Origin of the sequence: Halomonas cerina (assembly GCF_014192215.1) — a bacterium.
GTDB classification, from domain to species: Bacteria; Pseudomonadota; Gammaproteobacteria; order Pseudomonadales; family Halomonadaceae; genus Halomonas; species Halomonas cerina.
The window spans coordinates 55,970-66,975 of sequence record NZ_JACHXP010000020.1; the positions used below are offsets into that span (position 1 = coordinate 55,970).

General features: G+C 65.7%; 8 protein-coding genes. 5 read left to right on the forward strand and 3 right to left on the reverse strand.

Annotated elements, in window-relative coordinates:
• Window positions 1-48: 48 nt before the first annotated feature.
• A complete protein-coding gene (locus tag FHR94_RS16340; RefSeq protein ID WP_183327239.1) occupies window positions 49-720 on the forward strand; it encodes a metal-dependent hydrolase in 672 nt (223 codons plus the stop codon).
• Here FHR94_RS16340 and FHR94_RS16345 read toward each other — a convergent pair.
• From FHR94_RS16345 to FHR94_RS16355, 3 genes are read right to left on the reverse strand one after another with little or no spacing between them, the layout of a single operon-like run.
• Window positions 696-2,078: a sigma-54-dependent transcriptional regulator gene (locus FHR94_RS16345; RefSeq protein ID WP_183327241.1), complete on the reverse strand. Its 1,383-nt coding sequence runs from the start codon at window positions 2,076-2,078 to the stop codon at window positions 696-698. The two genes, FHR94_RS16340 and FHR94_RS16345, sit on opposite strands and share 25 nt — an antisense overlap.
• Window positions 2,071-3,990 carry a sensor histidine kinase gene (locus FHR94_RS16350; RefSeq protein WP_183327243.1) on the reverse strand — a complete coding sequence of 640 codons (1,920 nt, stop codon included), beginning with the start codon at window positions 3,988-3,990 and terminating at the stop codon, window positions 2,071-2,073. Before FHR94_RS16350 ends, FHR94_RS16345 begins: the two co-directional genes overlap by 8 nt.
• A 3-nt stretch (window positions 3,991-3,993) precedes the next feature.
• On the reverse strand, window positions 3,994-4,767 hold the full coding sequence (locus FHR94_RS16355) for a GntR family transcriptional regulator (RefSeq protein WP_183327245.1): 774 nt from the start codon (window positions 4,765-4,767) through the stop codon (window positions 3,994-3,996).
• Window positions 4,768-5,072: 305 nt separating this feature from the next.
• Between FHR94_RS16355 and FHR94_RS16360 the strand changes: the two genes are divergently transcribed.
• The 4 genes from FHR94_RS16360 to FHR94_RS16375 are packed head-to-tail and all read left to right on the forward strand — an operon-like array spanning window position 5,073 to window position 10,778.
• Window positions 5,073-5,828 carry a (Fe-S)-binding protein gene (locus tag FHR94_RS16360; protein ID WP_183327247.1) on the forward strand — a complete coding sequence of 252 codons (756 nt, stop codon included), beginning with the start codon at window positions 5,073-5,075 and terminating at the stop codon, window positions 5,826-5,828.
• A complete protein-coding gene (locus FHR94_RS16365) occupies window positions 5,825-7,264 on the forward strand; it encodes a LutB/LldF family L-lactate oxidation iron-sulfur protein (protein WP_183327250.1) in 1,440 nt (479 codons plus the stop codon). Before FHR94_RS16360 ends, FHR94_RS16365 begins: the two co-directional genes overlap by 4 nt.
• On the forward strand, window positions 7,261-7,929 hold the full coding sequence (locus FHR94_RS16370; protein WP_183327251.1) for a LutC/YkgG family protein: 669 nt from the start codon (window positions 7,261-7,263) through the stop codon (window positions 7,927-7,929). The genes FHR94_RS16365 and FHR94_RS16370 overlap by 4 nt, the downstream gene beginning before the upstream one ends.
• Window positions 7,926-10,778 (forward strand): FAD-binding and (Fe-S)-binding domain-containing protein, encoded by a 2,853-nt coding sequence (locus FHR94_RS16375; protein ID WP_183327253.1) that lies wholly within the window; start codon window positions 7,926-7,928, stop codon window positions 10,776-10,778. Before FHR94_RS16370 ends, FHR94_RS16375 begins: the two co-directional genes overlap by 4 nt.
• Window positions 10,779-11,006: the final 228 nt, after the last annotated feature.

The window sequence follows — 11,006 nt, forward strand, 5'->3', positions numbered from 1 at the left end:
GCGCATAATCTGGATTTGTATCCAGTGTTATTGTCGAGTGTGTCACGCATGGCCGGTTTTCGTACCCACCTGAGTTTCGCCGTCGGTGGCGGCGCGCTACTGGCCGTCGGTGGCTGGCAGGCCGGACTCTGGACGCCGAGCGAGGCGTTGCCGCTGGCGGTGCTCACCGCCTTCGGCGGCATCCTGCCGGACATCGACTCCGACCACTCCCGTGCCGTGCGCCTGATCTTCACTGTGGCGGCCGTGCTGGCGGTGGTGGCCGGGGCCCTGCTGCTGCGTCCCTGGCTCGGGCCGGGTGCTCTGCTGGCGGTGTGCGGCGGGCTCTATGTCGGCGTGCGCTATCTCCTCAGCCGGGTCTTCAAGCGCTTCTCCGTTCATCGCGGCATCTGGCATTCGCTGCTGGCGTCCCTGCTGTGCGGCATGACGGTCAGCGCGGCCAGTTATCAGTTCCTGGCGCAAGACGCGAGCCTGGCCTGGGCCCAGGGGCTGGCCCTGATCGTGGGCTGCCTGATTCATCTGCTGCTCGATGAGCTCTACAGCGTCGATCTGGTCGGCGCGCGCATCAAGCGCTCCTTCGGTACCGCCTTCAAGCTGTTCGTCTACCGTCAGCCGTGTAATGCCATGCTGATGCTGATCATGGCGGCCGGCCTGGTGCCCTGGTTGCCGCCTTGGGAGCCGTTGCTGGTGTTGATGGCTCAGGGCTCGAGTCTCTGGCGGTAGTCCTCGGCCCTGAGCGCATACTTCCTGAGCTTGTCGTAGAGGGTCTTGCGCGGCAGTCCCAGCTGCTCGCAGGCTTCCCTGATCCGGCCGCGATGGCGTACCAGGGCCTGGTCGATCAGACTCTTCTCGAAGAGCTCCACCTGCTGTGGCAGCGCCATGTCACCGGCCTCGCTGTCCACCCCTTCGAGCAGGGCGTCCAGGCGGTAGTCGCAGGTGGCGCCTAGCAACACATAGCGTTCGGCCAGGTTGCGCAGCTCGCGCACGTTGCCCGGCCAGTCATGGGCCATCAGTGCCGAGATGCCGGCGGTATCCAGCGGTGGAGCCTCCAGGCCACTGCGGTTGGCGGCCACCACCGTGAAGTGCTGGAACAGTAGCGGGATGTCCTCGCGACGTTCGCGCAGCGGCGGGATCGGCAGGGTGACCACATCCAGGCGGTAGTAGAGGTCCTCTCTGAACCGCCCCGCCTCGGCTGCCGCCTTGAGATCCACCTTGGTGGCCGCGATCACGCGGATGTCCAGCGGCACCGGCTGATTGGAGCCCAGTCGTTCAATCGAGCGCTCTTGGAGCACCCGCAGCAGCTTGACCTGCAGGGCCAGTGGCATCGATTCGATCTCGTCGAGAAACACCGTGCCGCCCTGGGCATGCTCGAACTTGCCGATGCGCCGCTCCACGGCCCCCGTGAAGGCGCCTTTCTCGTGACCGAACAGCTCCGATTCGATGATGCTCTCCGGCACGGCGCCGCAGTTGATGGCCACGAAGGGGCGTCCGCCACGAGCGCTACGCTCGTGGATGGCGCGAGCCACCAGGTCCTTACCGGCGCCGGTCTCGCCGAACAGCAGCACATCGGCCTCCACCTGGCTGATGCGCTGGACCATGGCGGCGAGCCGCTGGATGGCCGGCGTGCGTCCCACCAGCCGTGGGCCCGGGGCCGACTGCTGGGCTTCCAGTTCGGCCTTGAGCGCACGGTTCTCGAGACTCAGCCGGCGCTTGTCGATGCCGCGGCGGACCCCCTCCACCAGCCGCTCGGTGGCGAAGGGCTTCTCCAGGAAGTCCCAGGCCCCGGCGCGCATCGCCTCCACGGCGGTGGAGATGTCGCCGTGGCCGGTGATCAGGATCACCGGGAGGTCGGTGTCACGCCGCCGCACCTCGTGCAACAACGCGATGCCGTCCATGCCGGGCATGCGGATATCGCTGACCACCACGCCGGGGAAGTCCGGCGTCAGGGCGTCGAGTGCCGCCTCGGCACTCTCGAAGGCCTGTGGGGCATAGCCCGCCAGCTCCAGGGTCTGGCCGGCGGTAATGCGCAGATGGGCCTCGTCATCGATGATCATGACCGGTGGGGGGGGCGGTTCATGCATGGGCGTGTGGCTCCTCGGTGTGCGCCTGGCCGGCCGCCTCGGGACCGAAGTCGCGGGGCAGGGTGATGGTGAAGGTGGCGCCCCCACCCGGAACGTTGGCGGCCTCGAGTCGCCCACCCAGATCATCGATGATGCGGGCCGAGATCGACAGCCCCAGCCCCAGGCCGCTGCCCGTGGACTTGGTGGTGAAGAAGGGCTCGAATAGCCTGGGAAGGTCCGCCTCGGCGATACCCGGGCCGTTGTCGATCACCGCGATGCGTACTCGCTTGCCTTCAGGGACGATGGTCAGGGTCAGCCGGGGCTCGGTCGTCTCGGCCATGGCCTGCAGGGCATTGCCGATCAGGTTGACCAGGACCTGCTCGAGACGCACCGGTTCGGCGCGTACCCAGACCGCCTCGTCGGGCCAGTGCCGTTCGACGCTGACTACCCCTTCATTCAACCGAGCCTGAAACAGGCGCAGGGCGTAGTCGAAGCAGGAAGCCACCGAGACCGGGGTGAGCGTATCACCGCTCTTGCGTGAGAACTGGCGCAGCTGGGCGCTGATCTGGGCCATCCGCTCGGTGAGCTCGACGATCTGGCCGAGGTTGGCATCGGCGACCTCGGTTCGGCTTCTGGACAGGAAGGTGCGCGCGTTCTCGGCATAGGCACGGATCGCCGCCAGCGGCTGATTGAACTCATGATTGATGCCGGCGGCGAGCTGGCCAAGCACGGCGAGCTTGGCGGCCTGGATCAGCTCGTCGCGGGTCTGGCGCAGCCGTTCCTCGGCCCGACGGCGCTCCTCGATCTCGGCGGAGAGGCGCTGGTTGGTCGCCACCAGGTCCCGGGTCCGCCGTTCCACGTTGCGTTCGAGCTCGTCCCGGGCCCGGGCCAGGGTCTCCCGCTCCCGCGCGGCGAAGCGCTCGCGCTCCCGGCGCAGTCGCCAGCGCTGCCAACCGACGCCACCGCCCAGCGCCACCAGCCCGTACAGGCCGCCGGCCAGCAGCGCCGACAGCCACTGGGTCCGGACCACCGGGTCCAGCGACTTGAGAATGTGCATCTCCCAGCCAAGGGTGGGCATGGGGCGCGACAGGTTCAGGAAGTGGCCGTCGGCCAGGGGGCCGTGACTGAAGCGAACCAGCCGGCTGCGCGCTCCGAGAGTCTCCAGTTCCTGGAGACCGGAGGAGGGCAGTGACTCATCGGCATAGCGCCGTGTGGCCAGCAGGTCCTCGCGCTCTTCCGGCGCGAGCGCGTTTAGGGCACTCAGGCGCAGGGCCGGATGGCTGGCCATGAAGATGATGTCGTCGGGCCCGATGACCAGCAGTTCGGCCTCCTGTTCGGCCCAACTCGCCTCCACGGCATCGAGCAGCACCTTCACCACTATCACGCCATCGGGTGTTGCGTCCGGAGCGGTCTCGTCCAGCCAGACCGGTGCCGAGAAGTAGTAGCCGCGCTCCTGGGACTGGGTGCCCAGGCCGTAGAAGCGTCCCTGGCGACCGGCGATGGCCTCACGGTAGTAGCTGCGGAAGTGGTAGCTCTGGCCGATGAAGGTATCGGGCCGGTGCCAGTTGCTGGCCGCCAGGGTTTCGGCCTGGCGGTCGAGCAGATAGATGTCCGAGACGTCGGCGGTGGCCCGGAAGCGGTCGAGCAGGCGATTCAGCGGCATGGCGTCTTGCTGCTCGGGGGCGGCCAGGAAACGCTTGACCATCTCCCGTGAGGCGAGTAGCTGAGGCAGGTATTCGTGGCGCGACAGATGGCCATTCAGGCCGGCCGCAGAAAGGCGCAGCTCGTTCTCGGCGTCCCGCTGAAGGGTCTGCAGGGCCTGGTCGCGGGTTACTTGGGCGGTCTGCCACATGCACAGGGTGAGTCCCAGCGGCAGCAGCACCCACAGCAGGCGGCGCAGGATGCGATGGCGGTGTACGGCGCGAGTCGCCATGGTTCAGCCAGCCCGGGGGGGCATGACCTGAGCACGACGCAAGGCGCGTTGGGCCCGCGTCTCGGCCCGCTCCAGCTCGAGCAGCCCCTCCTCGACGAACACCAGGTGCTCGTGGGCCCGGGCCCGGGCCTCCTCGGCGTGCCCCTCGAGGATGGCGTCGAGCAGGGCACGGTGTTGCTCCATCAGGCGGGGGCGAGAGTCGGCCTTCTCGAAGAGGTAGGCCAGGTTATCGACGATGCTCTTCTCCAGCAGATGGAAGATGCCGCGGATGGTATGCAGCAGCAGCACATTGTGGGCGGCTTCGGCGATAGCCAAATGGAAGGCGGCGTCGGCCTTGGCCTCGAGCACCGGGTCGCGGCCCTTGAAGCTGGCCTCGAGCTCCTCGAATCGGCTGATTAACATGGCCTTGTCGGTGGGGGTGGAGCGCAGGGCGGCATAGTAGGCGGAGAGGCCTTCCATGGCGTCACGGAATTCCAGCAGGTCGAGATGGAATTCTCCGTGACGGGCCAGCATCTCCAGCAAGGGGTCGCTGTAGCCGCTGTTGAGCTCCTCGGTGATGAAGGTGCCGCCTCCCTGGCGGCTGGTGAGCAGACCGCGGGCCGCGAGCTTCTGGATCGCTTCGCGCAGCGAGGGACGCGAGACGCCGAAGCGTTCGGCAAGCTCCCGTTCGGGCGGCAGGCGCTGGCCGGGCTTGAGGCTGCCCTCGAGGATCATGCCTTCGAGACGCTCGGTGATGACATCGGCGAGGCGGGGTTGGCGGACGGTCTGATAGGCCATGATGAACGTTCCTAGCGTGTCTCGTGATACTGGAATGATATCTCATTCAATTGGTATTACCAATAGTCTGAAGGAGCGCGGCAGAGACGGGTCTCTTGTGGTCGCCGGCAATAGGCATGACATGATCCTGTCGACCAAAGTCGAGGCGCTTTCCCGGGCTCGCGGTTTGACACGCCACGGGAAGCACCATATTGTTCGCCAATGACTGTCTGTCAATTGGTTTTACCAATTTTCCAGGAAGTTGTTTTTCGTGATCACGGCCATGCGGTGCCTCCTGTGCCGCACCCTGGCGCCGAGGAGACATCATGACGCCCGTCAAGCTCTACCCCACGAAGCCCGATAAGGTGTACTTCTACGGCACCTGTCTGGTCGACATGTTCTTCCCCGAGGCGGGCCTGGATGGCATCCGCCTGCTCGAGCGGGAGGGCATCGAGGTGCTCTTTCCCGAGGATCAGACCTGCTGTGGTCAGCCGGCCTACACCTCCGGCTACCATGACGAGGCCCGGGCCGTGGCGGCGGCCCAGCTCGACCTCTTCCCCAAGCCCTGGCCGATCGTGGTGCCTTCCGGCTCCTGTGGCGGCATGATGCGTACCCACTATCCGTCGCTGTTCGCTGGCACCGAGCATGAGGCTCGGGCCGAGGAACTGGCTGGCCGGGTCTTCGAGCTGACCGAGTTCCTGGTCCATGTCTGTCACCTGAAGCTCGAGGATCGGGGGCATCTGGAGAAGGTGGCCATGCACACTTCCTGCAGTGCGCGGCGCGAGATGGGGCTGGCCGAGACCGGCCCGGCTCTACTGGCGAAACTGGGTCAGGTGGAGCTGGTGGAGCAGGCCCGCGCCGCCGAGTGCTGCGGCTTCGGCGGCACCTTCGCGGTTCGTCATCCCGAGGTCTCGGCAGCCATGGTCGAGGATAAGGCCTGTGCCATCGAGGCGGCCGGGACCGCACGCTTCGTCACTTCCGACTGCGGTTGTCTGATGAATATCGCCGGGCGCCTGGAGCATCAACAGAAGACGGTGAAGGGCGAGCATATCGCCAGCTACCTGTGGCGGAGGACCTCATGAACGTACAGACCTTCACTCCTCGTGAGTTCCATCGCCAGGCCCACGAGGCGCTGGCGAGCCCCCAGATCCGCGCCAACTTCCGCAAGGCCATGGACGGGCTGATGATCAAGCGCCGTGACGTCTTCGGCGACTGGGACCTGGAGGCTCTGCGCGAGCTCGGGGCCAACATCCGCCTGCGGGCCCTGGCCAAGCTGCCTGATCTGCTCGAACAACTGGAGGCTAACTGCGAAGCCAACGGCATCCGAGTCCACTGGGCCGAGGACGGCGAGCAGGCCTGCCGGGTCATCCGAGAACTCTGCGAGGCGCGCAATGCCCGGTCGGTGATCAAGGGCAAGTCGATGGTCTCCGAGGAGATGCACCTCAACGCCCACCTCGAGGCAGCGGGGATCGAGGCGCTGGAATCGGACCTCGGCGAGTACTTGGTGCAGCTCAACGAGCAGACGCCGTCGCATATCATCATGCCGGCGATCCATCTCAATACCGATGAGATCTCCGGGATCCTGCACGACAAGACCGGGCTCGAACGCACCCGGGACGTGGACATCATGACCGCGGCGGCGCGAGCACAGCTGCGCGAGCGTTTCATGGCCGCCGACGTGGGCGTCTCGGGCGTCAACTTCGCGGTGGCCGAGACCGGCACCCTGTGTCTCGTCGAGAATGAGGGCAACGGCCGCATGACTACCACGGTGCCGCCGGTACACATCGCCGTCACCGGCATCGAGAAGGTGGTGGAGCAGCTGCGCGACGTGCCGCCGCTCTATGCGTTGCTGACCCGCTCGGCGACCGGCCAGCACGTCACCACCTACTTCAACATGATCAGCTCGCCACGCCAGGAAGAAGAGCACGACGGGCCAAAGGAGGTCCACTTGGTACTGGTGGACAACGGACGCTCGCGCATCTATCAGGACAATGAGTTGCTCGATACCCTGCGCTGCATCCGCTGCGGTGCCTGCATGAATCACTGCCCGGTCTACACCCGGGTGGGTGGCCACACCTACGGCACCACCTATCCCGGCCCCATCGGCAGCATCCTCTCGCCCCATCTCATGGGTCTGGAGGAAACCCAGGACCTGCCGACGGCCTCGAGTCTGTGCGGGGCCTGTGGTGAGGTCTGCCCGGTGAAGATTCCGATTCCCGACCTGCTGGTGCGGCTGCGCAAGGAGTCGGTGGGCGAAGGACGTGGCAACGTGCCGGGGGCCGGCGTAAAACGCACGAGGAAGGAGGTCGCCGCCTGGAAGGGCTTTCAGTGGCTGGCGACCCATCCGGCGGCCTGGCGAAGCGGCGTGGCGGTGGCCGGTAAGCTCAGGGCGCTGATGCCCACGCGACTCGGCCCCTGGACCGACTACCGCACGGCGCCCAGGCCCGCCGGCACCTCGCTGCATGCCCTGGTCAAGCAGCATCAGGCGAAGAAGCCCGCCAGGGAGGAGAGCCAATGAGTGTGCGTGATGCCATTCTCAAGCGCCTGCGCGAGCGTGCCGATGGCGCCCTGGTGGCCCCGGAAAGCGACTTTGCCGTGGTCACGAATCGAGGCTGGAGCCGGGGTGAGCGCCTCGAGCGATTCGAACGGCTGCTCACCTCGGTGCATGGCGAGGTGGTCCACGCCTCGCGAGATGGTTGGACGACGGCCCTGGCGAAGGTGCTGGTCGACAAGGGGGTTCGGCGGCTGACGCTAGGGCGTAAGCACCCGGTAGCCGTCGAGGCGCGCGAAGCGCTGGTCGGTGGCGAGGTCGAGCTGGTGGATGCGGATCGTGACATCGAGACCTGGCAACGGGAGCTGTTCGAGACGGTCGAGGCCGGCCTGACCTCCACCCGCGGCGCCATCGCCGAGACCGGCAGCCTGTGGCTATGGCCGACACCGGATGAGCCGCGACTGGTCAGCCTGGTGGTGCCGCTGCATATTGCGGTGTTGGATGCTGAGGCGGTTGAGGACACCTTGTTCGACGTGATTGAGCGCCATGGCTGGGCCACTGGCATGCCCACCAACGCCCTACTGATCTCCGGCCCCAGCAAGACCGCCGACATCGAGCAGACGCTCGCCTACGGGGTGCATGGGCCCCGCGAACTCGTGGTGCTGGTGCGCCACGCCGAGGAGACCATATGACGATAGTCCACGAGCCTGCTGCCTGGGCCGAGCTGAAGGCCGCGCTGGCCGACACGATTCCGGAAGAGCGCTTGATCGACGATCCGCTGCGCACCCTCGCCTATGGCACCGATGCCAGCTTCTACCGGCTAATTCCGCAGCTGGTGGTGCGCGCCGAAAGCGAGGCAGAGCTGCAGGTAACCCTGGCCGAATGCCGGGCAAGGAAGCTGCCGGTGACCTTTCGTGCTGCCGGCACCTCGCTTTCCGGTCAGGCGGTTACCGACTCGGTGCTGATTCAGCTCGGACGTGGCTGGCGGGGACATGAAATTCTCGATGAGGGTCAGGCCATCCGCCTGCAGCCGGGGGTGATCGGGGCCCGAGCCAATGCGCTGCTGGCCCCTCATGGACGTAAGATCGGCCCCGATCCGGCCTCCATCGCGAGCTGCATGATCGGTGGCATCGCCGCTAACAACGCGTCGGGCATGTGCTGCGGCACCGCCCAAAACAGCTACCGCACGCTGCGCGACATCCGCGTGATCCTGGCCGACGGCACCCTGCTAGACACCGCCGACCCGGCCGGCGTGGCGGCATTCCGGCACAGCCACGGGGGACTGCTGGAGGAGCTCGAGCGCCTCTCGATCGAAACCCGGGGCAACGAGGCGCTGGCGGAGAAGATCCGCCACAAGTACCGGCTCAAGAACACCACCGGCTACGCCCTCAACAGCCTGGTGGACTTCGAGGATGGCATCGAGATCCTCAAGCATCTGATGATCGGCTCCGAAGGGACCCTAGGCTTCATCGGCGCCATTACCTACGACACCGTGGTGGACGAGCCCTGTAAGGCGGCGGCCTTGGCCTTCTTTCCCGACATGGCAGCCACCTGTCGGGCCACCATCGCCCTCAAGCGTTCGCCGGTTTCCGCCGTGGAGCTGATGGATCGCGCTGCCCTGCGCTCGGTGCAGGACCAGCCGGGCGTGCCCGAGGTGTTGCGCCATCTGCCGGAAGCGGCGGCGGCCCTGCTGATCGATGTGCGCGGCAACGATGAAGAGGCGCTCGAAGCGCGCATGGCCGAGGTGCAGGCGATGCTCGAGGGCATCCGCACCCTGGAGCCGGTGGCCTTCACTCGTGACTCCGCCACCTACGCCCTCTACTGGAAGATCCGCAAGGGGCTCTTCCCGGCGGTGGGCGCGGTGCGCGAGACCGGCACCACGGTGATCATCGAGGATGTCGCCTTTCCCATCGAGCGTCTCGACGAAGGTGTGCTGGCCCTCACCGATGCCTTTCATCGTCACGGCTACTCGGAGACGATCCTCTTTGGTCATGCCTTGGAGGGTAACCTGCACTTCGTCTTTCCCCAGGGATTCGAGAAGCCCGGCGAGGTCGAACGCTATCAGGCGCTGATGGACGAGGTGGCGCAGTTGGTGGGCGTCGAGTACGGCGGTTCGCTCAAGGCCGAGCACGGCACCGGACGCAATATGGCGCCCTATGTGGAATTGGAGTGGGGGTCGGAGGCCTATGCCCTGATGTGGGAAGTCAAGACGCTCTTCGACCCGGAAAACCTGCTTAATCCGGAGGTGATCCTCAGCCGCAATCCCACCCTGCACCTGGAGAACCTCAAACCGCTGCCGGCGGCAGATCCGGTGGTCGACAAGTGTATCGAGTGCGGTTTCTGCGAGGCGATCTGTCCCTCCAAGGACCTGACCCTGACCCCTCGCCAGCGAATCGTGATTCGCCGTGAACTGGCGAGGCTGGAAGCGTTGGGAGAGGCGGCCAGTCATGATGAGAAGGCACGAATCGATCGGTTATGGCAGGCCTATGCCTATCAGGGTATTGATACCTGCGCTGCCACAGGCCTTTGCGCGACTCAGTGCCCGGTAGATATCAATACCGGCGATCTGGTTCGGGAACTGCGTCACGAGCGGAATAGGGGCAAGGCCGGCATGGCGCGACTGGTGGGTCGGCATTTTTCCGGTACGACTCGCCTCGGGCGAGGGGCGCTGAATATGGCAGGCGCCGCACGACTGGCGCTGGGGAAGAACCTCTTGAGCAAGGTAACGGGGGGCATGCGACGTCTCAGCGGTGATCGATTGCCCCAGTGGGATCCGTCCCTGCCTAAGGCGGCACCGGTTCGGGTGCTGAAGCAGGATGTAGCCGACGAAAGCCGCAGGGAGAAGGTGGTCTATCTTCCTTCTTGCGCTACTCGTGTCTTCGGCGCCGCGCATGACGATGTCGAGTCGCGTTCGGTGATGGAGATCACCTTGGCTCTGCTCGACAAGGCCGGCTTCGACGTGATCCTGCCGGAGATGATCGGCCATCTCTGTTGTGGCATGCCGTTCCAGTCGAAAGGCCAGTTCGACGAGGCGTCCCACAAGGGGAGGGAGCTCAATCGCGAGTTGCTGGTGGCGAGCCAGAACGGACGCTATCCTGTCCTTTGCGATACCAGCCCCTGTGCGCTTCAGATGAAGGAGTACCTGGACGACAGGCTCTCCCTGATGGAGCCGGTGAGCTTTGCCCATGAGCATTTGCTGCCGCGCCTTTTGATCACGCCGCTGGACGAGCGCATCGCGGTGCACGTGACCTGTTCCAGTACCCGCATGGGGTTGTCAGACCGCTTCGTGGCCCTGGCCCGTGTCTGTGCCAGCGAGGTGGTGGTGCCGGCCGAGATTCACTGCTGTGGTTTTGCCGGTGACAAGGGGTTCAATACTCCCGAACTCAACGCTTCCGCCCTCGACGGGTTGGCCGATCAGGTGGCGGGCTGCAGTGCTGGCTACTCGAATTCACGCACCTGCGAGATTGGCCTGTCCCATCATGGTGGCATCCCGTACCGCTCCATCCTTTCGCTGCTTGATCGGGCCAGCGAGCCGGCGTGATCCATCCACAGGACGTCGTGCGTGACCTCCTGTGGATAACCTGGGCGCCGCCGTTATGCGGGAATTCTCGTGGAGGGGCTTGCGTGGCCCGCGGATAATCCGTAAAGTACGCATCCGCTGCCGGCGACGGGCCACGTTGCAGGCGGTGATGAGTGGCAGAAGGGCTTGTTCTGCTTGAGGTTTTTCGAAACGCTACGGAAATTCTCGGTTGACAAGCGCGCCGGATTC

Bases quoted from the DNA above. Each gene is read 5' to 3' on its own strand.
- FHR94_RS16340 (WP_183327239.1), top strand. From the start codon at position 49: ATGGCCGGTTTTCGTACCCACCTGAGTTTCGCCGTCGGTGGCGGCGCG.
- FHR94_RS16345 (WP_183327241.1), bottom strand. From the start codon at position 2,078: ATGCATGAACCGCCCCCCCCACCGGTCATGATCATCGATGACGAGGCC.
- FHR94_RS16350 (WP_183327243.1), bottom strand. From the start codon at position 3,990: ATGGCGACTCGCGCCGTACACCGCCATCGCATCCTGCGCCGCCTGCTG.
- FHR94_RS16355 (WP_183327245.1), bottom strand. From the start codon at position 4,767: ATGGCCTATCAGACCGTCCGCCAACCCCGCCTCGCCGATGTCATCACC.
- FHR94_RS16360 (WP_183327247.1), top strand. From the start codon at position 5,073: ATGACGCCCGTCAAGCTCTACCCCACGAAGCCCGATAAGGTGTACTTC.
- FHR94_RS16365 (WP_183327250.1), top strand. From the start codon at position 5,825: ATGAACGTACAGACCTTCACTCCTCGTGAGTTCCATCGCCAGGCCCAC.
- FHR94_RS16370 (WP_183327251.1), top strand. From the start codon at position 7,261: ATGAGTGTGCGTGATGCCATTCTCAAGCGCCTGCGCGAGCGTGCCGAT.
- FHR94_RS16375 (WP_183327253.1), top strand. From the start codon at position 7,926: ATGACGATAGTCCACGAGCCTGCTGCCTGGGCCGAGCTGAAGGCCGCG.